Origin of the sequence: Streptomyces sp. NPDC008086 (assembly GCF_042957325.1) — a bacterium.
Taxonomy (GTDB): Bacteria; Actinomycetota; Actinomycetes; order Streptomycetales; family Streptomycetaceae; genus Streptomyces.
The window spans coordinates 621818-643856 of record NZ_JBIBIA010000005.1 but is presented as its reverse complement, the minus strand read 5'-3'; the positions used below and the strand labels follow the sequence as shown (position 1 = coordinate 643856).

Sequence of the window (22039 nt, the reverse complement as noted above, 5' to 3'; positions counted from 1 at the left end):
CCCCGCTGAGGCTCCGCGTGCGCGACCCCGTCACCAGGAGACGGGGTCACCCGCCGGGCGGCCCCCACTTGCACGGGGGCCGCCCGGTGACCACCCATTTCTCCCGCCGCTCCCTGAGCTGTCGGCCGTGAGCGGGGTGAGGCACCCAGGAGCGTCGCCGGCCTGCCGCGCGCGACTCCGCACCGGCAGGCCGCATCGAAGGAGGCGGCATGGATGAGACCCGGCCAGAACGACGCGTCACGGCGCTGGGCCGAGCACCAGGGCATCGATTCGCCTTTCCCCTGGATGACCTGCGGTAACGGGAGTCGCTCGAGGGGTCTACGAGACAACGTCTTGTCAGGTCCATGATCCTCTCCTACAGTCCCCGGAGAATGCATTGGGAGCGCTCCCATTTCCTGGGCGCTCGTCTCTCTTCCCCCACACACATCCATTGCGGAGGAGCCGCATGCAACCACTACGTGACCAAGCCCTCCGGGTGCGCGCCTTGTCCGGTGCGCTACTCACCTCACTCGCCGCGCTGGCAGCGCTGCTCACCGGCGCTTCGACATCGCACGCCGACACGACGATCTGCGAGCAATTCGGCTCCACGACCATCCAGGGCCGTTACGTCGTGCAGAACAACCGCTGGGGGATCAGCCAGCCCCAGTGCATCACTGTCACCGACTCGGGCTTCAGAGTTGCCCAGGCCGACGGCTCGGTCCCCACGAACGGCGCTCCGAAGTCCTACCCGTCCGTGTACAACGGCTGCCATTACACCAACTGCTCCCCCGGCACGAACCTCCCGGCCCGGCTGAGCTCCATCGCCGACGCGCCCACGGGCATCTCCTACAGCTACGTGGGCGGCGACGCCGCGTACAACGCTTCGTACGACATCTGGCTGGACCCGACACCCCGCACCGACGGCGTGAACCGGACCGAGATCATGATCTGGTTCAACAAGGTGGGACCGATCCAGCCCATCGGCTCTCAGGTCGGCACGGCGAGCGTGGGCGGACGCACCTGGCAGGTGTGGTCGGGCAGCAACGGCTCCAACGACGTGCTGTCCTTCGTCGCACCATCGGCGATCGACAGCTGGAGCTTCAACGCGATGGACTTCGTCCGGCAGGCCGTCTCCCGCGGACTCGCACAGAACGACTGGTACCTGACGAGCGTTCAGGCAGGCTTCGAGCCTTGGCGGAACGGTGCTGGACTGGCGGTGAACTCCTTCTCCTCAACCGTCAACCTGGGTGGCGGCACCCCCGGCGGCCCCGGCACTCCCAGCGGACCCGCGGCATGCAAGGTGGCCTACAGCACCAGCGTGTGGCAGGGCGGCTACACCGCCGATATCACCTTGGCCAACACCGGCTCCTCGCCGGTCAACGGCTGGAACCTCGCGTTCACGCTGCCCGCAGGGCAGGCGATCACCGGCGCCTGGAACGCCGGGATCTCACCGTCCTCCGGAGCGGTAACGGCCCGCAACCTGGCGCACAACGCGTCCCTTGCACCCGGCGGTCAGGCCTCCTTCGGCTTCCAGGCCTCCTACAGCGGCAGTTTCGCCAAGCCGTCCGCCTTCAGCCTGAACGGCACTGCCTGCACCACCGCATGACGTATTCAGGATGATTCACCCGACCCGAGACACCGGCCGGCCGCCCATTGCCGAGCACACACCGGACCCGAGTCGCGCCCGCCACCCGGACCCGCCCGCCGGACTGCTGTCTGAGGGGCGGGTCCTCCCTTCTGCAGAGCGCAATCGCTCATGAATGAGGCGAACCAGACGTCTTTTGGCCCACAGAGCCCAGGTCACCCTCGAAGCCGTGTGCCCCGTTCCCTCGCCCCGTAAGATCGGATGATCTCGTGGGGGAGGTGGTCATGGGCAGGCGACGCCCCGGTGCGCCAACGCTGGAAGAGGTGGCCGCTCGCGCCGGGGTGGGGCGGGGCACAGTCTCCCGTGTCATCAACAACGCGGCCGGCGTGAAGGAGTCGACGCGCGAAGCCGTGCAGCGAGCCATCCAGGAACTGGGGTACGTGCCCAATCTCGCGGCCCGCTCCCTGGCCGGACGGCGCACCGACGCCGTCGCTCTCGTTCTGACGGAACCCGACTGGAGGGTGTTCGCCGAGCCGTTCTTCTCGGAGATCGTGGGCTCACTCGGGGACGCGCTGACGGACACCGGGATGCAACTGATGCTGACCCTGGTCCGCTCGGACACTGAGCGCAAGCGCTTTCTGGAATACGCCCGCGGCGGCCGTGTCGACGGAGTCCTGCTGTTGTCCGTGCACGCGGGAGACCGGCTGCCCGACATGCTTGCCGAGGCACGGTTGCCGACCGTGATGCTGGGGCGCCGCTCGGGCGACGAATATGTCAGCTACGTGGACGCCGACAACGTGGGCGGTGCCCGCAGCGCCGTCTCCCATCTGCTGGCACGGGGCCGCAGAGCGATCGCCACCATCGCGGGGCCGTTGGACATGTACGTCGCCCAGTGCCGGCTGCGGGGCTATCAGGATGCCCTGGCGCTGGCCGGCCTGCCGTACGAGGAGTCCTTGGTCGTCGAGGGCGACTTCACGGAGGAGAGCGGGCGCCGCGCCATGGTGGAGCTGCTCGAGCGGCACCCGGAGATCGACGGCGTACTCGCCGCGTCGGACACCACGGCGGTGGGCGCTCTGCATGCACTGCGTGCGGCAGGGCGGCGAGTACCGCAGGACGTCGCAGTGATCGGTTTCGACGACTTTCCGCTGGCTCAGCGCACCGAGCCACGCCTGACCACGGTGCGTCAGCCGCTGGAGGAGATGGGGCGGGCCATGATCCGGCTGCTGATGGAGGACATGGAAGAGCCGTCGGTGGCCTACCGTCACGTCATCCTCCGCACGGAGCTGCAGGTCCGTGAATCGGCGTGAAAAGCGTCGGCGCCCGCCTGGCGACCCGAATCGGAGACAGCCGCCAAGGACGTTGGGAGCGCTCCCGATCGCTGGGTCGTGCTGGGCGTGCACCCCGTGTGAGGGGCCGGTGCGGATCAACTCGGCTCAGAGCCTCGGGGCCATCGGGGACGATCCAAAGCCGGACAGCCGGACAGCCAGGCACGGCAGAAGGGGTGATCCTGTCTGCTGATCATGGCGATGCGCCCATGCCGGGTCGTGTCGTCGATGGTCCTGGCCGCCGTGTCATGGAGCCCGAACTCCGACACCGGCACGCCGAACCCGCTCCTGCGAGCGACGCGCTCGACACCGCGGACGGTCTTCACGACCCACAGGCTCTCCAGTCATTGGCAGCGAGCGGGAGCTGGTCCTCGCTCAGTCCCAGCCAGGTGGCGGCCTCGGCCATGGCGGTCGCCGCGTTCTCCCGTCCGGCTACCGGGACGTGGGGCGCAGGGGCTGCTCCGTCACCGGGCACGGGCCGGCTCCAGGTCCTCGGAGATGTCCAGCATGACCTTGATGGCGTTGCCCCCGGAGACCTGGCTGAAGCACTTCGGTCCATGGTGGTGCCGGTGATCGCGATCATCGACAGGGTTGCGCCGCTGATGAGGAGCCGCGGCTGGGGCAGGATCATCACCAGCGCCAGTTCCGGCGTGATCGCCCCCATCCCCGACTTGGGGCTGTCGAACGCCTTGCGTGCCAGCCTCCTCGGCTGGTCCAAGACGCTGGCCCGGGAAGTGGCGGCCGACGGCGTCACCTGCAACGTGGTCGTTCCCGGCCGGATCGGTACCCAGCGGACGGGGTTCCTGGATCGGGCCAAGGCCGAGCGGGAGGGCAAGTTCGACCTGCCGATCGTCGTGGTAGACCGCCTGGCGGGCCACTTCGGGTTCACTCCCGTGCTGTGGCGCGCACCGGTCAGGTGTCGGCGGCGCTCCTGTTCGCGGTCGAGGGGATCGGTGTGACGGTGGCACCGGAGACCGCGGTACCCCTGCACTGGTCCGCCACGCACGGCGGATCGGGTCCGGCTGCTTTCGGGAGCTGGTGGTGTTCAGCAGAGACACCCCTTCCCAGCTGGCGGAACGCTACCGGGACATGCTCACCTCCCTGGAGCTGCCACTGGCCGCGGAACGGGATCTGCCCGAAGGAGCGGTCCGTCTCCAGGACGTGTCCGCGTGACCATGTCGCTCGGTCAGACCTCGTCGCGCAGGCGGGCAAGCCCGCTGAGAAGAAGTTCGAGGCCGAAGGAGAACTCGTCCTCGATCGGAACCGGCATCGACCCGGCGACGGCCGCGGTAGCCGGGAACAGGTGCGGATCCGCACTCTGAAACACGGCCGTCGGCTGTGCATCGTCAGGTTGTCCAGCGCCACCATGCCCGCTGGCCTGTACCGCGAACCCGAGGACGTAGCGGGACAGTGTCGCATACGCGTACGCGGCCACTCGTGGCGGGAAACCACTGCCGAGCAGCACCGCGACACAGCGCTCCCGCAGCGCCATGGCGTTCGGCCCCACGGGAATCTGCTCGACCAGCAGACGCGCCGCGTTCCGGTGTCGGGCCAAGGCGTCGAACATGGTGTGCGCCACCGTCCGCAGCGCCCGCTCCCAGCCCATCGCGAGGAGCTCGTCGCCGTTCAGCTCCACGGCGCCGAACATGCGGTCCACGACATGTGCGACCAGAGCCGCGCGGTTGTCGAAGTGCCGGTACAGCGTCGCCGTCCCCGAGCCCAGGCGCTGGGCCAGCGTCCGCATCGAGAGAGCGTCGGAGCCCTCCTCGTCCACGATCAACTGTGCTGTAGCGACGATGCGCTCCAACGGCACCGGAGGCCGCCCCGGAGAACGCCGAGTCGATGTCGCGCCCGCTCGCGCACGCCCAGGTTCTGCCACGGATCGTCCCACCTCCTCGAGCAGCACCATGACAGCAACACCGTAACCGATATGAAAAATCACCGGCTGGGCGAGACGCGATCACTCCGAGCACCCGGCGCAGGTACGGGGTGGTGAAGCGCCGGTCGGGGTCCAGCCTGACGCGCAGTCGGTGAACTCTCCGAAGCGGGGGTAGATGGCGGCGAGGTGTTCGGCGTCGCCGATCGCGACTGATCCGCACCAGCGGCGGGTGAGACCCGCCCAACGGGGCGGCGCCGTCCGCACACAGTGCGGCCGCCCGGGTACGTCATCTGCGCCCCGACGCCAGCATGAGCGGGACGGCATGACCTCCTTGAAGGGGTGAACCGGCCGTCGGTGCCGGCTACAGCAGCTCGTCCCGGCCGATTTGCGCATCGGCCCTGACGCGAGCTACCAGGATCCGGCGGACAGGGCACCGGCCGAGCTCACCGGATTCTTGGCGTACCCGTCGCGAGGAGTCCGTTGACCACGAGCGTCGCGAGCGCCTGAGCTGTGTCCGTGAGCTGCTGCGACGAGACGGGTTCGGGTCGGCCAAGGCGTCGCGCCAGAGGGCCGTCCACCATTCCCGCAACGGGCGGGACTACGGCGAAGAACAGCACGTCCATCGGAATGGGTGCCATGTCTCCGGAAGCGACGAGGCGCTCGATGCTGGGCGTCATGAGCTGCAGGGTCGGAGCGAGGTAGCGCTCGTACAGGTAGTCCAACCGTTCGGTGTCCCGGGACGACTCGTCCACGAGGACACGTCCGATCAACGGTGTGTCCGCAGCGGCGCGGTAGAAGCCGGTGATGATCTGGCACAGCCGCTCGGCGTCGTCGGTCCCGGAGTCCGCCTGGGGCAGGCGCTCAAGTTGCGGCCCCATCGCATGGTCCATCACCGCCCGCCAGAAGGCTGCCTTCGACCCGTACCGGTCGTTGATGAAGTTGTGGCTGACGCCCAGGCGGCGGGCCAGTTCACGTGCCGAGGCACGGTCGTAGCCGAGCTCCGCGAAGGCCTCGAGGCCTCGCTGGAGGATGCTCTCCTCCCCGGGCACCGCAGGAGTGCCTGCGCCGGGGCGCCCTGGCCGCCTGGCGGACTCGGTTCGTACTCCCATCACGCCTCCATGACTGCTGGTTCGTGGCTGCGCGGCGTGTACCTCACAGGTGTCGTACGCCGGCGATTCCTCGCGCCTCCCCGAAGAGACTCCTGCCTCGGCGGCCCACGAGGGTTACCCGTACCCCGGCTCCGGGCCCACGAGAGACAGCTTACTTGACACCTGTCAGATTGCCTCTAATCTGACAGGTGTCAGAGTGCGTTTGTGACGGACATCCCCACCTTGCCGACCGACTCGGGGAACCGCGTGCGCCCAAACGCCCCGGTCGCGCCTTCTCGGAAGCGAGAGCCACATGAACGCGCCCCACACACCCCACACACCCTCCGAACGAGTGATCGACCTGGAACCCGTGGGCGACCTGCCCTCCATAGAGGCCGACCGCATGGCCTCGCTGCTCACCGCCGGGGATCTGCTCGCCGACGCCGTCATCGCCGAACTGGACCTCTACGGCCCCAAGGCACGGCAGGCCCTCGACACCGGTCTGAGGAAAGGGCTGGCAGGTCTCGACCAGCGCCCCCCGACGCCGTGACCGCACTGTTGGAGCAGGTGGAGACGCCCCCTGCCTGGGTCGACCCCCTGATGCTCCACAGCGGCGATGCCGTGAGCCTGTCCATCACGCCCATGTGGTTCGGTCTCCGCGCGATCACAAGTGCGCTCACCCACACTTACGCCTCCCCGGCCACCGCCCGGCTGCTGAGGCGAACCGACAAGCCGAGGCAGACCGTTGCGCGCCGACTCGCGGAGTCCAGGGTGTGGGCGCGGCAGACCATCCGGCCCGGCGGGCTGTTGCGCGGAGAGCCCGGGTACGTGACCACCGTCGGGGCCCGGCTGCGACACGCCCGTCTGCGGGCCACCGCCCTCACCGACTGGGACTCGGGCGGCCCGGCTCTGCCGATCGGCCGGCTCGACGTGGCACGCACCTGGCTCGGCTTCACCCTCGTCGCTCACCATGCCCTGGCAGCCGTAGGCATCGGCACCACGTCCGAGGAGGAGCGCCACCTCTACCGGTACTGGTCGTGCGTCGCCCATCTCCTGGGGCTCGACGAGATCCTGTACAGGCCCGTCGTCGACCATGCCGGCGCCTGCCACCTGCGGGACCTGCTGGACGCCATGGCACCTGCACCCGACGGCACTTCACGCACTGCTACCGCTGCCGTGATCGGCGCGCACGCCCACGCGACTGCTCACGCGCCGGGCGCGGCTCTTTACGAGGACGAGTTGCGCGACCTCATCCACTGCCTGCTCCGGCGGTCCCTCGGGGGCACGGCAGCAGATCGGCTGGGCATCCCCGACGTCGCGGCCGCTGCCGGCCTCATGCCGCTGAACAAGACCTTGAACCGCCAAGCCCGGTACTGGCAGACCTTCTTCCTCGCCACGGCCCAGACAGCTCGCCGGCAGGCCGCCGAAGAACCCGGGCCCGAACCCGAACCGATCGCGGCAGTCCTTCCCCTCGGCGTCGCTCTCCGGCGCCGCTCAAGTACGCCGGCGGCTTGACGGCTACGCGATCACTGAACGCATCACGTGACGAGCTCCGACGAAGCAGCCTGTCCGCGTCGCGCCACCGCACCTTCCTTGTCCTCGACCATGTCGTCTGGAGACCTCGTCATGTCCCAAACCTCCCTCGACAGGACGGGCACGGCCACCGTGTCCCCGCTCCCGTCCAGCCACGCGTCACCTCGCCATCGCTGGTGGATCCTCGTCGTCATCGGCGTGGCCCAGCTCATGGTGGTCCTCGACGCGACCATCGTGAACATCGCCCTGCCCTCGGCCCAGAAGGACCTGGGCTTCTCCGACGCAGACCGGCAGTGGGTCGTCACCGCCTACGCCCTCGCCTTCGGCAGTCTGCTGCTGCTCGGCGGACGCATAGCCGACCTCTTCGGCCGCAAGATCACCTTCCTGGTCGGGCTGGTCGGCTTCGCCGGGGCCTCCGCCCTGGGCGGCGCCGCGGAGAGCTTCGAGATGCTGGTCGCCGCGCGCGCCGGCCAGGGCCTGTTCGGAGCCCTCCTCGCCCCGGCCGCGCTCTCACTGCTGACCACGACGTTCACCGACCCCAAGGAACGCGCGAAGGCCTTCGGCGTCTACGGCGCCATCGCCGGCGCCGGAGGTGCCATCGGCCTGCTGCTCGGGGGTGTGCTGACCGAGCACCTCGACTGGCGCTGGACTCTCTACGTCAACCTCGCCTTCGCCGGTGCCGCGTTCATCGGCGGTGCCCTCCTGCTACGCCGTACCGCCCGCGACAAGACCGCGAGCCTCGACATCCCCGGCGCCGTACTCGTCGGCGGCGGCCTGTTCAGCCTGGTCTACGGCTTCGCCAACGCCGAGAGCCACGACTGGAGTTCGCCACAGACCTGGGGATGGCTGGTCGCCGGGACCGTCCTGCTCGCCGCGTTCACCGTGTGGCAGACCAGGTCCTCCCACCCCCTGCTGCCTCTGCGCGTGCTGCTCGACCGCAACCGCGGTGCCTCCTTCATCGCCGTGCTGATCAGCGGCGCCGGCATGTTCGGCGTGTTCCTCTTCCTCACCTACTACCTGCAGCAGAGCCTCGGCTACACGCCCGTCCAGACCGGGCTGGCCTTCCTGCCCATGTCCGGCGCGCTCATGATCACCGCCACCCTCGCCACCAGCGTGCTGCTCCCCCGCATCGGCCCCAAGCCGGTGGTGCCGCTGGGCATGGGTCTGGCCGCCGCCGGCATGGCCTGGATGACCGCCCTCGACCTGCACAGCTCCTACGTCACGGACGTCCTGCCGACACTGGTCGTCACGGGACTCGGCCTCGGCCTGGTGATGCCGCCGGCCATGGCCCTGGCCACCGAGGGCGTGGACCTCGAGCACTCCGGGGTCGCCTCCGCCACCGTCAACGCCATGCAGCAAGTAGGCGGCTCGATCGGCACCGCCCTGCTCAACACCCTCGCCACCAGCGCCGCCACCGATTACCTGGCCGGCAAGGACCCCAGGGACCCCGCCGTGCAGGGCCACGCAGGCCTGGAGGCCTACTCCACCGCCTACGGGTGGTCGGCCGTCTTCTTCGCCGTCGGCCTGGCCATCAGCGTCGTCCTCTACCGGCGCGGCGTACCGGAGCAAAACCCCGACGCCGTCCCCGTCGTGCACATGTGACGGCGGAGCAGCGGCCGAACCGACCTTGTGCATCGGGCCGGTTCGGCCCTTTCGGCGACCTGGCTTCGCCGGTCCTCTGCGGCCGCGCCAAGGACCGGTCACCCGGACCGGAGTGCGGTGCCCGGCCGTCGGCGCACGGCGCCTCGCATCGGACAGCGTGAACCGAGAGTACGTGCCTCCAAAGCCCGTTGGTGCGTGCGCGCTTTCCGCGCGGCGAGTCGGGGGACAGCCGGGTGACACCCGGTCGCCTCGGCCTCGGTCCCCCGGTCGAACTCCGTGTACCAGCTGCTGCCCGACCAGCCCAAGCTGACTGAGCCATGGATACGGCCCTCGAAGCACGGGCATAGGGCCAACACGCACACCCCACCCCCGAACTATGTAGTCCCACCACATGTGCCCCTGACCTGCAGATTCCTACCGTGTGCGAACACCCACCCGTCCCCACCGCACACGAGGAAGTGGCGCACATGGCCTCCGGAACCACCGCTCCCCCACCCCCCGGCAACCTCAAGCGCATCGTCGCCGCCAGCCTCATAGGCACCACCATCGAGTGGTACGACTTCTTCCTCTACGGCTCCGCCGCCGCCCTCGTCTTCAACAAGCTGTTCTTCCCCGACTCCGACCCGCTCGTCGGCACGCTCCTGTCGTTCTTGACGTACGCCGTCGGATTCGCCGCCCGCCCCTTGGGCGCGCTGGTCTTCGGGCACTACGGTGACCGGCTCGGTCGCAAGAAGCTGCTGGTGTTGAGCCTGCTGTTGATGGGCGGCGCGACGTTCGCGATCGGGCTGCTGCCGACGCACGCGACCATCGGGTCCGCGGCGCCCGTGCTGCTGACCGTGCTGCGGTTGGTGCAGGGCTTCGCGCTCGGTGGTGAGTGGGGCGGGGCCGTGCTGCTGGTGTCCGAGCACGGGGACGCGCGGCGGCGTGGCTTCTGGGCCTCGTGGCCGCAGACCGGCGCACCCGCGGGGCAGTTGCTGGCGACGGGAGTGCTGTCCCTGCTGACGGCCTTGCTGTCGGAGAGCGCGTTCGGCAGCTGGGGCTGGCGCATCCCCTTCCTGCTCTCCGGCGTGCTCGTGATCGTCGGTTTGTGGATTCGTCTGTCTGTCGATGAATCACCCGTCTTCAAGCAGGCGTTGGCGCAGGCGGAGGCACGCAAGGCCACCCCCACGGCCGACGCCGAGAAGCCGCCGCTGATCTCGGTGCTGCGGCACCACTGGCGTGATGTGCTGGTGGCGATGGGCGCGCGGATGGCGGAGAACATCAGCTACTACGTCATCACCGCCTTCATCCTCGTCTACGCCACCACCTCGGCCGGCGTCTCCAAGCAGACCGCCCTCAACGCCGTGCTGATCGCCTCCGCCGTGCACTTCGCGGTCATTCCGGCCTGGGGCGCGCTGTCGGACCGGATCGGCCGCCGCCCCGTCTACCTGCTGGGTGCCGCAGGCGTCGGGCTGTGGATGTTCCCGTTCTTCTCACTCATCGACACCGGTGGCTTCGGCAACCTGATCCTCGCCGTGACCGTGGGCCTGGTGCTGCACGGCGCCATGTACGCACCCCAGGCGGCCTTCTTCTCCGAGATGTTCGCGACCCGGATGCGCTACTCCGGTGCCTCGATCGGTGCCCAGTTCGCCTCGGTCGCGGCGGGCGCGCCCGCACCGCTGATCGCGACCGCGCTGCTGGCCGACTACGACAGCTCCACGCCGATCGCCCTGTACGTCGTCGCCGCGTCCGTCCTGACGTTGATCGCGGTCGGCGTGGCCAAGGAGACCCGCCACCGGGACCTGGCCGACATCGACTCCCCGACCGACACGGAGCCCGCTGCGGCCCGGGCGGCGGACGCACGCATCGTCTGATCCGACCTCCCGGCACCCCAAGGGTCCACCGACCCCTCAGTAGCGGCCCCCGTACACCCCGTGCGTACGGGGGTCAGCGCTGCGTCGGTGCCGTCAACCGGTGCAGCCGCAGGGCCAGTTGGATCTCCAGGGCGCGGGCGGGGCTCTGCCAGTCGTCGCCGAGGAGGCGGCCGACGCGCTCCAGGCGTTGGGCGACGGTGTTCACATGGACGTGCAGTTCGTCCTTGGTACGGGCCGGGCTCATCCCGCTGGCGAAGTAGGCGTCGACGGTGCGCAGCAGGTCGGTGCCGCGGCGTTCGTCGTACGCGACGACCTGCCCGATCGTGCGGTCGACGAAGCCCGCGATGTCACGGTCCCCCGCCAGCAGCAGTCCCACGAACCCGAAGTCCTCGGCGGCAGCACCGTCGCCGGAGCGGCCGAGCAGGCGCAGAGCGTCGAGGCAGCGCCGGCCTTCCTCGTAGGCCGCGGCCACGGCGTCGGGGTGGGCGGCCAGGGCCTCGACCGGGGCGGAGGCGCCGACGGTGACCGCCTCGTGCACGGCCGTGCCGAGGTGCCGGGCGGTGCTGCGGGCCATGGTGGTGGCGGTGTCGCCGGGAGTGAGGGGGAGGAGCAGGACCGTGCCGCCGTCGCGGGCGGCCGCCAGGCCGTGGCGGGTCGCGGCGAGGTGGGACGCGGCGGACCACAGGCGTCTGCGGGCCGCTGCCTCCTGGTCGGCGTCGGCCGACTTCGCGTCGAGGCGGGCGGCGAGAACGACATGGGTGGCGTCGAGGTCGGCGTCCAACCGTGCCGCGCGCTCACGCAGCAGACGCGGGTCACGGTCGCGGGCGTCGAGCAGGTCGTCCAGCAGCTCGCCCCGGACCCGCTGTTCGGCCTCGGCGGCGGAGCGGCGGGCGAGCAGCAGCAGGGAGGTGACCATCGCGGCCCGCTCCAGGGTGCGCTGGTCGACGGGATCGAGGCCGGGGTGGCCGCGCAGCACCAGGGCGCCGAGCAGTTCGCCGCCCGCTGCCACGGCGGCGATCCAGTCGTCGTCGTGCCGTACCGCGTGGCCCTCGACGCGGGAGATCTCCAGGGCTTCGGCCGGTGCTGCGGTGGCCTCCGCGAACTCGACCGTGGCGTCGAGGACTTCGGAGACCGCGGCGGCCACGTCGTGCACGCCGCCGCCGCGCAGCACGAGTTCGGCGAGCCGGTCGTGCACGTCGGAGGCTCTTTCGATGACTCCGCTGCGGTCCTGGATGATCTCGTTGGCCCGCTCCAGGTCGGCGAGGGCCGAGCGGGTCTCGGTGAGCAGGTTCGCGGTGTCGATGGCGGCCGCGGCGAGGGCGGCGAAGGAGCCGAGCAGCGCGATCTGCTCCCGCTCGAAGACCCGGGCCCGCCGGTCCGCGGCGAACAGGACGCCGATGACATGGTGCCCCAGCATCAACGGCACGCCGAGGATGGCGACCAGCCCCTCGTCGCGCACGCCGGAATCGATGGTGAGGGTGTGCTGGAAGCGGTCGTCCTTGAAGTAGTCGTCGGTGACGTAGGGGCGGGCGGTCTGCGCGACGAGGCCGCCCAGGCCCTCCCCCATGCCGAGCCGCAGCTGCTGGAAGCGGGCGGCGACGGATCCCTCGGTCACCCGCATGTAGGTGTCGCCCCTGGCCGGGTCGTTCAGGCTGAGATAGGCGACGTCCGTGCCGAGCAGCGACCGGGCGCGCTGCACGATCGCCTGGAGCACGGCATCGAGGTCGCGCAGCCCGGCGAGGTCGTGGGCCGTCTCGAACAGGGCCGACAGTTCGGCCTCGCGCCTGCGCCGTCCCTCCAGTTCGGAGCGCACGCGCAGGGCGAGCAGCTTGGCCTGTTCGAGGGCGACGATCCGCTCGGTGGATCTGCCCTCGGCGCGGGCGAGCAGCACCGGCTGCTCATAGGCGTCGGCGGACGCGCCCCGGGCCAGCAGCTCGAGGAACGGCGTCTCCGCGCTGCTCAGGGGCGCTCCGGCAGGGGCTGCGGAGCGCTCGGCGGGGTGCACGTGATCGCGAGACATGCCGACAGGATTGCTCATCGCACCGCCACTCCGTCAGGCCTGTGGAAAACTCGGGACTCCACCGGCGCAGGCCGGTCAGTGCGCGGTCCAGCCACCGTCGAGCACGAGCGACGTGCCGGTCACGAAGGAGGCGTGCGGGCCGCACAGATACGCCACGGCCTCGGCGACCTCCTTCGGTTCGATGAGCCGCTTGACCGCGCTGTCCTGGAGCAGCACCTCGGACAGCACCCGTTCCTCGGGGATGCCGTGGGCCCGCGCCTGGTCGGTGAGCTGCTTCTCGACCAGTGGTGTGCGCACATAGGCGGGGTTCACACAGTTCGAGGTGACGCCATGGGGTGCGCCCTCCAGGGCGGCGGTTTTGGAGAGTCCTTCCAGACCATGTTTGGCGGCCACATAGGCCGACTTGAAGGCAGAGGCGCGCAGCCCATGTACGGAGGACACATTCACGATCCGGCCCCAGCCCTGCCCGTACATATGGGGCAGGGCCCCGCGGATGAGCCGGAACGGCGCCTCCAGCATCACGGTGAGCACCGTGTGGAAGACCTCGGGCGGGAACTCCTCGAGGGGACGCACCAGCTGAAGCCCGGCGTTGTTCACGAGGACATCGGTGCCGGCGGCGGCGAGCTCGGCGGCGTCCAGGTCGGTGAGGTCGAGGACGTGCGGTTCGACGGCCCCGGCGAGGCCCCGGGCCGCTTCGGCGAGCTCCTCCAGCCCCGCGGCGTCCCGGTCGACCGCTCTCACCTTGGCCCCTGCCGCCGCGAGCCGCAGGGCGCAGGCACGGCCGATACCGCCGGCGGCGCCGGTGACGAGGGCGGTGCGGCCGCCGAGGTCGAGCGGGACGGGCGAGGGCGAGCCTTGGGCCGGCAGGATGCTGGGCAGGGTCATGGCTCGACCCTAGGCAGCACCCTCGCCAGGCCACATATGGTCACAGCCCATACTTCAGTCCGAGCTCATGGGCTCGAACCACGTGGGTTCATCGCACTGGGCCTGCTTGATCCGGAACAGCTGACTCTCGTCCATCGCGGGCAGCGCGTCGACCTCGAACCAGCCCACCTGAAGGGATTCGTCGTCGTTCACGCGGGCTTCGCCACCGACGGCACGGCAGCGGAAGGTGATGTCCATGAACTGGCACGTGTCGCCATTGGGATAGGTGACCTCGCTGCCCGCCCTGACGAGGACGACCCGCTCGGCGACACAGCGGACGCCCGTCTCCTCGTACACCTCCCGCACGGCGGCGACCGCGGGCTGCTCGCCCGGATCCGGGATGCCGTTGACCACCGTCCACTTGCCGTTGTCCGCGCGCTGCCCCAGCAGGACCCGCCCTTCGTCGTCGAAGACGACGGCGCTGACACCGGGGAGCCACAGCAGTTGGTGACCGGCGGCGGCCCGGATCGTACGAATGAAGTCAGGAGTAGCCATGACCACGACCCTAACGGGCCGATGACAGCGCGTTCGGTGACTTCCGGGGGCGTGCGCCCGGCGTACGGCTACACGTCACCGGGGCGCCGTGCCCGCAGCCCGGCGCCGATCGCCCAGCCGAGACCGCCCGCCGCGACCAGCAGCAGGGCGATCTCCGGCAGGGTGCCGAGCCGGGTCGCGGGCGTCTCCGAGGAGCGCAGCGGCACCTTCTGGACGAGTGAGTCGGCGACGAACATGCCCGTCTTCTGCGTGATCGTCCCGTCCGGCATGATGATCGCGCTGACGCCGCTGGTCACCGGGACGGTGACAGTTCGGCTGTGCTCGACGGCGCGGACGCGGGACATCGCGAGCTGCTGGTAGGTCATCTCGCTGCGGTCGAAGGTCGCGTTGTTGCTCGGCACCGAGATCATCTGGGCGCCGTCGGTGACCTCGGAGCGCACGGTCCAGTCGAAGGCCGCCTCGTAGCAGGTGACGAGGCCGACCTTGGCGCCGTCCATGGTGAACACGCCCGGCTCGGTGCCCCGGCTGAAGTCCTGGCGGACCATCGAGGTCCAGTTCTCGTTGATCGCCCCGACGATCGAGCGGAGCGGCAGGTACTCGCCGAACGGCTGGATCTGCCGCTTGTCGTAGGTGTCGACGGGGCCCTTGGCCGGGTCCCACAGGATCTGCTCGTTGAACAGCTTGCCGTCGCGTTCCACGACGCCGCCGACGGAGATGGGTACGCCGATGGCCTTGGCGGCGGTGTCGATGACCGCTCGGGCGTCGGGGTTGGCGAACGGGTCGATGTCGGAGGAGTTCTCGGGCCACAGCACGAAGTCGGGCTGTTCGACCTTGCCCGCCTTGACCTGGGTGGCCAGGCGTTCGGTCTCCCGCGCGTGGTAGTCCAGCACGGCTCGCCGCTGGGCGTTGAAGTCCAGTCCGGCGCGCGGGACGTTGCCCTGGATGACGGCGACGGTCGCGGTGCCGTTCTCCGCCTTGTCGCTGACCAGCGGCCGTGCCGCCACGGCGCCCGCCACCGGTACGGCCACGCTCAGGAGGGCCACGGCAGCGGCGGACCGCTGTACGGTCCGGGTGCGGCGCCGCTCCAGGAGCAGCCGGACGACGTCGTACAGACCGAAGCCGCACAGGACGACCGCGAAACCGAGCACGGGTGTGCCGCCCACCGCGGCCAGCGGCAGGAAGACGCCGTCGGCCTGGCCGAAGGCGATCTTGCCCCAGGGGAAGCCGTTGAAGGGCGCACGCGCGCGTGCCGCCTCTCCGGCGATCCACAGGGCCGCCGCCCACAGGGGCGAGCCCGGCAGTTTCGACACCGCGGCGACTCCCGCGCCCACCAGCGCGACGAAGACCGCCTCGATCGCGACCAGCGCGAGCCAGGGGCCGGGGCCGACCTCCACTCCGGTCCACACCAACAGGGGCAGCAGGAAGCCGAGGCCGAAGAGATAGCCGAGGCCCAGGCCCGCCTTCCAACTGCGGCCGCGCAGCACCCAGCCGAAGACGGCGAAGGCGGGCAGGGCCAGCCACCACAGGGTGCGCGGCGGGAAGCTGACGTAGAGCAGCACTCCGGAGAGCGCGGCGGCGAGGGCGGGAACCAGGCGTACGAGCCGTGCCGCGCGCGAGGCGGGCGTTGACTGCGACGGCAGCTGGTCCGACTCGCCCACGGAAGTTGCGGTGACGGTCACTCCGGGAGTGTACGGCGGCTGACCTCGGCACGGACAGCGCGGTCCGTGCCGGCAGGGGGGCTCGGTGCGCCATGCCGGGGGCCCGGTCCTGTCGGCGCCGGGGACCGGTCCTGCCCTGTGGGATGCGTCGACTGTCGTTCCTGCACGACACGTCCACAAATCGACCATCAGCCGTTACGGTAAGCCGGAGCCTCAGTCGTACCGGCCGGTCAGGTCCGGAGGGCCGGGGTCCGTCACAGGTCGGGGGACCGGGTTCGGGGGGCGGGGTGGATGTCACGGGGATGACGTCTGCGGCAGGTCCGGATGAGGACAGCGACAGACGAAACGTTTCTGATGCGGTCGGTGTAGTGGTGCTGGGGGCCTGCGCCGCCTGGTCGCTGATCTCGGCCGCCGTGCACGACGGACGGCCGGAAGGGGTCCTGCTCGCGATCCTCGCGGTGGCCGCCGGCTACGCCGCGGGGCGGATCAGCGGGGCGTTGCTGCCGGTCGCCGCGCCCTGCGTGGGGGCACTGGCGGGCGTGGGCCTGACACTGGGCGTTCCGCACCTCTCGCCCGGCCCGCAGATCGTCGCCCCGCTGGGTCACGCCGGGGCCACCGCCGCCGTACTGACTCTCTCGGCGGGCGCCGCGTGCTGTGCCGCCTGGGTCACGTCGGTGCCGGCCCTGCGCCTGGGGCTTCGTCTGCTGGCCGCCGGGATCGCGGTGACCGCGGCGGTGCTGGGCTCGACCACCGGCTTCGTGGCCTGTTCCGCCGTGCTGCTGTGCTCGCTCGCCGCGGGCCACCTCCACCGCCGCGGCGTCGGCATCGCGGGGCTGGCCCTGGCCGCCGTCTCGGTCACCGGGCTGACCTGGACGGTCGCCGCGAACGCGGTGCCCGACGGACTCGCCGCCTGGCTGGAGGCTCAACTCACACGCCATCGGGTCGAGCTCTGGCACGACGCCCTGGACATGGCGGGCCGGGAGCCCGCCCTGGGTGTGGGCCCGGGCCGCTTCGGAGAGCTCAGTGCCACGGCCGCCACGACGCTGCCGTCCGACGGCAAACCCCATTCGGCGCCCTTGCAGCAGGTGGCGGAACAGGGTGTCGTCGGCGTACTGCTGCTGGCGGCGGCGTTCTGCTGGATGCTGTTCGCGCTGTGGCGCACGGCGCGCCCCACGCCGGTCGCGCTCACCGCGGGCGCGGCCCTGACGGCGCTGGCGGCCATCGCCGCGGTCGGCAACGCGCTCAGCTTCACCATGGTCTCGGTGGGCGCGGGCCTGCTGGCGGGACTGGCCACGGCACGGCCGATCGCCTACGAGTCGGCGCGGCACGAGATCGACGTACGCGCGCGTGGCGATCGATCGGCCCCTGACGGGTAGCGGTCAGAGCGCCGTGTCGGCCGTCCGTGCGCGCAACCGGTCCCTGATGATCGTCACGGCGGCCTCGGCGTCGTCCACGGTGACCGTGAACGTATGGCCGTCCCACAGCCGCAGGACCAGGCCCTCACCACGTCGTACGACGACCGCGGTGCCCTTCTCGGGCCGCCACCGGTAGCCCCAGCCACCCCAGTGGCGCGGGGTGACGTGCGGGACGAAGTCGGCTCCCACGACCTCGGACAGGGGGATCCGGCGGCGCGGCACACCGAGATGGCCGCAGCGCACCTCGAGGCACTCCTGGTCGACCCTCAGCGCGACATGCACGAAGGCCAGCGTGCCGAAGAGGACCAGCAACCCGGCGGCGATGCAGCCGACGACGGCCATGGCGAGCGCGGCGACGCCGCCGGTCCACGCGGAGTCGATGGCGAGCTCGATCCCGAGCGCCATGCAGGCGGCGCCGACGAGCGCCAACAGCCACTGGACCCGGTTGGTCGCCCGCCCGGTCCAGACATCGGGGTGCGTCTTCCTGCCGTGGGGGTGGTCCCTCATGCCTATGAGGTTACTCAGGTTTCGCTGCGCTGGTACTGGGCTGCACAGGGTGACTGCGCCGACCGGGCCATGGCGGATCAAGGGCGTCCGCTTCGGGTCCGCGGGTCAGCGTGCGGGGCTGATCGCCTGGAGGAGACGACCCTCTTCGTAGGTGAGGGCGGGCTCGGGAAGCATGCCCTCGCGGCCGCTCAGGAGCACGGTCAGCGTCCCGGTCGCCGCGGCGGCGGGGGCGGGTTTCTCGCCCAGTCGGCGCAGGGCCTGCGCGGCGACCGCCCCGGCGGAGCCGTGCAGGACGAGCGGGGGGAGGCCGGGGCGCTGGACGGCGGCGCGGATGCGTTCGGCCACGAGTTCGTAGTGCGTGCAGCCCAGGACCACGGTCGTCACGTCGTCGGGGGTCAGCGCGGCGGCCGCGGCGACGGCCGCCTCGATCGCCGTCTCGTCCGCGTGCTCGACGGCCTCGGCCAGCCCGAAACACGGCACTTCGGTGACGGTGACGCCATCGGCGAAGTCCTTGATGAGTCCGCGCTGGTAGGGGCTGCCGGTCGTGGCGGGTGTGGCCCAGATGGCGAACGGGCCGCCGCCTGCCGCGGCCGGCTTGATCGCCGGCACCGTGCCGATGACCGGTATGCCGGGTTCGAGGCGGGCGCGCAGGGTGGGCAGGGCGTGCACGGTCGCGGTGTTGCAGCCGATGATCAGTGCGTCAGGCCGGTGCGCGGCGGCGGCCTCCGCCACGGCGACGGCGCGCCGCGTGAGGTCTTCGGTGGTCCTGGGGCCCCAGGGCATGCCGTCGGGGTCGAGTGAGAGCACGAGATCTGCGTCGGGTCGCAGCCGCTGTACGGCGGCGGTGGCCGCGAGCAGGCCGATTCCGGAGTCCATCAGCGCGATCTTCACCCGGCCACGATAGACGATGGACCCTTGCGGGCCCTCCGTATGGGGCAGACTGCGCGCGTGAGCGCCATCGTGTGGACCGCCGCCGGATCACTCGCCGCCTGGCTGTGGCTGCTGCTCTGCCAGGGCTTCTTCTGGCGTACGGACGTCAGGCTTCCCCGGCGGACGGAACCGGACGATTGGCCGTCGGTCTGCGTCGTGGTCCCGGCACGCGACGAGGCCGCGGTACTCCCGGCAAGCCTGCCGTCGCTGCTCGCGCAGGACTATCCGGGGCGTGCGGAGATCTTCCTGATCGACGACGGCAGTTCGGACGGCACCGCAGAGCTGGCGCGCGAGCTGGCGGGGCGGCACGGCGGGCTGCCGTTGACCGTGGCCTCCCCCGGTGAACCGCCGGCCGGCTGGACCGGCAAGCTGTGGGCCGTGCGCCACGGCATCGGGCTGGCACGCGCGCGTGGCCCCGAGTACCTGCTGCTGACCGACGCCGACATCGCGCACGCGCCCGACAGTCTGCGGGAGCTGGTCGCGGCGGCGCGCGCCGGCGGCTTCGACACGGTGTCCCAGATGGCCCGGCTGCGGGTGGAGAGCGTGTGGGAACGGCTGGTGGTGCCGGCCTTCGTCTACTTCTTCGCGCAGCTGTACCCGTTCCGCCGGATCGGCAGGAAGGGTGCGCGTACGGCGGCCGCGGCGGGCGGCTGCGTCCTGCTGCGCGCCGAGGCCGCGGAGCGGGCGCGGATTCCGGACGCCATCCGGCACGCCGTCATCGACGACGTGGCCCTCGCGCGGGCCGTCAAGCGCGGCGGCGGCCACATCTGGCTCGGGCTCGCCGAGCGCGTGGACAGCGTGCGCCCCTACCCCCGGCTGCACGACCTGTGGCGAATGGTGTCGCGCAGCGCGTACGCACAGTTGCGGCACAACCCCGCGCTGCTGGCCGGGACGGTCGCCGGGCTCGCTCTGGTCTATCTGGTGCCGCCCGTGTCCCTGATCGCCGGTGCGGCCGTCGGGGACACGGGAGCGGCCCTCGCCGGCGGGCTCGCGTGGCTGGTGATGACAGGGACGTACGTCCCGATGCTCCGCTACTACCGGCAGCCGCTGTGGCTCGCTCCCGTGCTGCCGTTCACCGCGTTCCTCTATCTCCTCATGACGGTCGATTCCGCGGTGCAGCACTACCGGGGGCGCGGCGCGGCCTGGAAGGGCCGCACCTACACGCGTCCGGACGCGGTGCCCGACGAGGGCTGACTACTTGCGGCCGGGCGTCCAGTTCATGCCCCACGCGTACGCGTAGTCGACCGTGCGCTGCGGGCTCACCCCCCGCTCGGGCACCAGGTAGCGGGCCTCGCGCTGGACGACCAGATCGCTTCCGGTGTTGGTGATCAGGGCGAGGGCGCAGACCGTCGAAGGAACCGTGCACTCGTCGAGTGAGAAGTCGACGGGTGCGCCGTGCTGCGGTGTGAGCGTGACCGTGGCGTGCAGGTCGGCGAAGGAGCGGGCTCCTTCGTAGATGGTCACGAAGATCAGGATGCGCCGGAAGTCCCGCTGGTGGTCGAGATTGACGGTGAGGTTCTCGCCGCTCGCCACGGCGCCGGTGCGGTCGTCGCCGTCGAGGTGGATGTACGGAGGTTGGTGCAGGGCGCCGTAGGCGTTGCCGAGGGACTGGATGACGCCCTTGCGGCCGTCGGTGAGCTCGTACAGGGCGCACAGGTCGAGGTCGAGGTCGTTGTGCATGGCGACCGGGCGGCCCAGCTTGCCGGCCCAGCCCGAGAACTGCTTGCGGACCTGCCAGTTGAGGTTCACGCGCAGGGCGCCGGAGGTGCCGCCCTGCTTGGTCAGCGAGACCGAGGGGGCCGCCTTGGTGAGCGTCACCTTGCTGAGGCTGACCGGCGATGCCTGGGGTGCGGACGGCGGGACCGGTGGCATGGCGGGCGGCCGCACGGGGGCCGGAGGAGCCGCGGGCGGGGGCGGGGTCATCGGGCCGGCGACCGGCGGGGCGGGCGTCGCCTGCTGGGGTTCGTCGACCGTGATGCCGTAGTCGGTGGCGAGGCCTTCCAGGCCGCTGTCGTAACCCTGACCGACGGCGCGGAACTTCCAGGCGCCCTGCCGGCGATAGAACTCACCGAGCACGAAAGCGGTTTCTACGGTGGCACCCGTGCTGTCGAAACGAGCGACTACGGCGCCCTGCGCGCTGTCCTTCACCTCGACATAAAGCTCGGGAATCCGACCGAACGAGCCACCGTCGGACGAGGCGGCGATGATGACGGTCTCGATCGCGGGCTCCACGCGCGCGAGGTCGACGAGCAGACTGTCGGTCACCCGGCCGCCGGCATCCCGCTTGCCCTCGTGGCGGACTGCGCCCGATGAGTGTGCGGGCTGGTTGTAGAAGACGAAGTCCCCGTCGGAACGGACCTTTCCGCCGACCAGCAGCAGCGCCGAGGCGTCCGCGTCGGGCACGCCCGGCCCGGAACGCCAGCCCAGTTCGACCCTCAGCGCCGTGGTCGGCACCGGAACGTTGGATCCTTTCGGCATTGACATGTCCGCCCCCATCACGGGTCACCGCGCCAGGGATGTCCCGGCAGCTCATCGGGTTTCTACAGGGTCAACCTATTCCCCGCGCCGGAGAACTCCCCTGAGGGGCATGGCGACACCGAGGGTCAACCCCCGGTAACCCGCCCGGAACTCGGCATTTACACGATCCGAGCGCGGATTGGCGTCCCTTTTTGCCAAGTTCGCTCGCATTGGGGATCCGGCGTCACTGCGGACACATAAAACAACCCTCTTATCGGTCTCCCCAACCAGCACATCGTGGGCTTAACGTATGCGCCATGACCTCCCCCCGCTCCACCTATGGCGGCGGCTACTACTCCGCCTCCTTCCCGGACACTCCGATCTACGACTCGCTCGTGGCCGAGCGGGGCACCCCGCAGATCGCCCCGATCCGGGTCCCCGCCGCGTACGACATGCCGAGCAACAATCTGCCCGCGCTGCCGTCGGCACTGCCCGCCCTCCCGGCGGCCCCGTCCCAGCCCTCCTACGGTTATCCGCAGGCGCAGCAGCCCGCTCCGCTGCAACAGGCGCCCGCGGCGTACATCCCGCAGCAGGCGGCCGCGCCGCGCGGCTATCCGGGTCCGCAGGCGCAGCAGCCTCGCCCGGTGGCGCCCGGCGGCATGGGCTACGAGGCGATGCGTCCCGCGGCTCCCCGCCCCGCTGCCGCTCCTTACCAGGACCCGTACAACAACCAGCAATATCGCGGCTACTGAGCCATTACCCCCGGACTGTCGGTGCCACCTGGCACGA

Annotated in this window: 20 protein-coding genes; 11 read left to right on the top strand and 9 right to left on the bottom strand. The window is 70.8% G+C overall.

All coding sequences use genetic code 11. The annotated features are described in order from the left end of the window. The first annotated feature begins 445 nt into the window (after positions 1-445). The 4 genes from ACFZBP_RS20720 to ACFZBP_RS20705 all read left to right on the top strand — a co-directional run bounded on the left by ACFZBP_RS20720 (position 446) and on the right by ACFZBP_RS20705 (position 4062). A complete protein-coding gene (locus tag ACFZBP_RS20720) occupies positions 446-1585 on the top strand; it encodes a cellulose binding domain-containing protein (protein ID WP_391414930.1) in 1140 nt (379 codons plus the stop codon). A 263-nt stretch (positions 1586-1848) separates the two neighbouring features. Beyond that, positions 1849-2871, top strand: coding sequence for a substrate-binding domain-containing protein (locus ACFZBP_RS20715; protein ID WP_391414928.1), 1023 nt, complete (start codon positions 1849-1851; stop codon positions 2869-2871). 587 nt (positions 2872-3458) lie between these two features. Next, positions 3459-3848 carry an SDR family oxidoreductase gene (locus ACFZBP_RS20710; RefSeq protein WP_391414926.1) on the top strand — a complete coding sequence of 130 codons (390 nt, stop codon included), beginning with the start codon at positions 3459-3461 and terminating at the stop codon, positions 3846-3848. 82 nt (positions 3849-3930) lie between these two features. After that, on the top strand, positions 3931-4062 hold the full coding sequence (locus ACFZBP_RS20705; RefSeq protein ID WP_391414924.1) for a hypothetical protein: 132 nt from the start codon (positions 3931-3933) through the stop codon (positions 4060-4062). Positions 4063-4075: 13 nt separating this feature from the next. On the opposite strand, the gene ACFZBP_RS20700 is transcribed toward ACFZBP_RS20705, so the two are convergent. Together ACFZBP_RS20700 and ACFZBP_RS20695 are read right to left on the bottom strand one after the other, a co-directional pair. Continuing rightward, positions 4076-4702, bottom strand: a complete 627-nt coding sequence (locus ACFZBP_RS20700; protein ID WP_383449116.1) for a TetR/AcrR family transcriptional regulator — start codon at positions 4700-4702, stop codon at positions 4076-4078. Positions 4703-5211: 509 nt separating this feature from the next. Continuing rightward, positions 5212-5817: a TetR/AcrR family transcriptional regulator gene (locus ACFZBP_RS20695; protein WP_383449115.1), complete on the bottom strand. Its 606-nt coding sequence runs from the start codon at positions 5815-5817 to the stop codon at positions 5212-5214. 352 nt (positions 5818-6169) lie between these two features. Here ACFZBP_RS20695 and ACFZBP_RS20690 point away from each other — a divergent pair, with 352 nt between their 5' ends. The 4 genes from ACFZBP_RS20690 to ACFZBP_RS20675 all read left to right on the top strand — a co-directional run bounded on the left by ACFZBP_RS20690 (position 6170) and on the right by ACFZBP_RS20675 (position 10844). Further along, complete coding sequence (locus tag ACFZBP_RS20690; protein WP_383449114.1) at positions 6170-6406, top strand: hypothetical protein; 237 nt, start codon at positions 6170-6172, stop codon at positions 6404-6406. Continuing rightward, positions 6403-7371 (top strand): DUF2236 domain-containing protein, encoded by a 969-nt coding sequence (locus ACFZBP_RS20685; protein WP_391414921.1) that lies wholly within the window; start codon positions 6403-6405, stop codon positions 7369-7371. Before ACFZBP_RS20690 ends, ACFZBP_RS20685 begins: the two co-directional genes overlap by 4 nt. Positions 7372-7482: 111 nt before the next feature. Beyond that, positions 7483-8991, top strand: coding sequence for a DHA2 family efflux MFS transporter permease subunit (locus ACFZBP_RS20680; RefSeq protein ID WP_391414919.1), 1509 nt, complete (start codon positions 7483-7485; stop codon positions 8989-8991). Positions 8992-9458: 467 nt separating this feature from the next. Beyond that, positions 9459-10844 carry an MFS transporter gene (locus tag ACFZBP_RS20675; RefSeq protein WP_383449111.1) on the top strand — a complete coding sequence of 462 codons (1386 nt, stop codon included), beginning with the start codon at positions 9459-9461 and terminating at the stop codon, positions 10842-10844. Between the two features lie 73 nt (positions 10845-10917). Here ACFZBP_RS20675 and ACFZBP_RS20670 read toward each other — a convergent pair whose 3' ends face one another. The 4 genes from ACFZBP_RS20670 to lnt all read right to left on the bottom strand — a co-directional run bounded on the left by ACFZBP_RS20670 (position 10918) and on the right by lnt (position 15962). After that, positions 10918-12864 carry a helix-turn-helix domain-containing protein gene (locus tag ACFZBP_RS20670; protein WP_383449110.1) on the bottom strand — a complete coding sequence of 649 codons (1947 nt, stop codon included), beginning with the start codon at positions 12862-12864 and terminating at the stop codon, positions 10918-10920. 75 nt (positions 12865-12939) lie between these two features. Then, on the bottom strand, positions 12940-13749 hold the full coding sequence (locus tag ACFZBP_RS20665) for a 3-hydroxybutyrate dehydrogenase (protein WP_383449109.1): 810 nt from the start codon (positions 13747-13749) through the stop codon (positions 12940-12942). A 54-nt stretch (positions 13750-13803) separates the two neighbouring features. Then, positions 13804-14283: an NUDIX domain-containing protein gene (locus tag ACFZBP_RS20660; RefSeq protein ID WP_383449108.1), complete on the bottom strand. Its 480-nt coding sequence runs from the start codon at positions 14281-14283 to the stop codon at positions 13804-13806. Between the two features lie 68 nt (positions 14284-14351). Next, a complete protein-coding gene (gene lnt / locus ACFZBP_RS20655; RefSeq protein WP_391414915.1) occupies positions 14352-15962 on the bottom strand; it encodes an apolipoprotein N-acyltransferase in 1611 nt (536 codons plus the stop codon). A gap of 281 nt (positions 15963-16243) precedes the next feature. Between lnt and ACFZBP_RS20650 the strand changes: the two genes are divergently transcribed. Next, entirely contained in the window at positions 16244-17317 is a 1074-nt protein-coding gene (locus ACFZBP_RS20650; protein WP_383449106.1) for an O-antigen ligase family protein, read from the top strand. Positions 17318-17320: 3 nt separating this feature from the next. Here the strand turns inward: ACFZBP_RS20650 and ACFZBP_RS20645 are convergent, their stop codons facing one another. Together ACFZBP_RS20645 and ACFZBP_RS20640 are read right to left on the bottom strand one after the other, a co-directional pair. Beyond that, positions 17321-17863 carry a hypothetical protein gene (locus ACFZBP_RS20645; protein ID WP_383449105.1) on the bottom strand — a complete coding sequence of 181 codons (543 nt, stop codon included), beginning with the start codon at positions 17861-17863 and terminating at the stop codon, positions 17321-17323. Between the two features lie 105 nt (positions 17864-17968). Then, a complete protein-coding gene (locus ACFZBP_RS20640) occupies positions 17969-18754 on the bottom strand; it encodes an aspartate/glutamate racemase family protein (RefSeq protein ID WP_391414912.1) in 786 nt (261 codons plus the stop codon). A gap of 39 nt (positions 18755-18793) precedes the next feature. Here ACFZBP_RS20640 and ACFZBP_RS20635 point away from each other — a divergent pair, with 39 nt between their 5' ends. Beyond that, positions 18794-19987: a glycosyltransferase gene (locus ACFZBP_RS20635; RefSeq protein ID WP_391414910.1), complete on the top strand. Its 1194-nt coding sequence runs from the start codon at positions 18794-18796 to the stop codon at positions 19985-19987. On the opposite strand, the gene ACFZBP_RS20630 is transcribed toward ACFZBP_RS20635, so the two are convergent. After that, positions 19988-21271, bottom strand: coding sequence for a TerD family protein (locus ACFZBP_RS20630; RefSeq protein WP_391414908.1), 1284 nt, complete (start codon positions 21269-21271; stop codon positions 19988-19990). Between the two features lie 296 nt (positions 21272-21567). Between ACFZBP_RS20630 and ACFZBP_RS20625 the strand changes: the two genes are divergently transcribed. Beyond that, positions 21568-22002, top strand: coding sequence for a DUF6643 family protein (locus tag ACFZBP_RS20625; protein WP_383449101.1), 435 nt, complete (start codon positions 21568-21570; stop codon positions 22000-22002). The last annotated feature ends 37 nt before the right edge of the window (positions 22003-22039 follow it).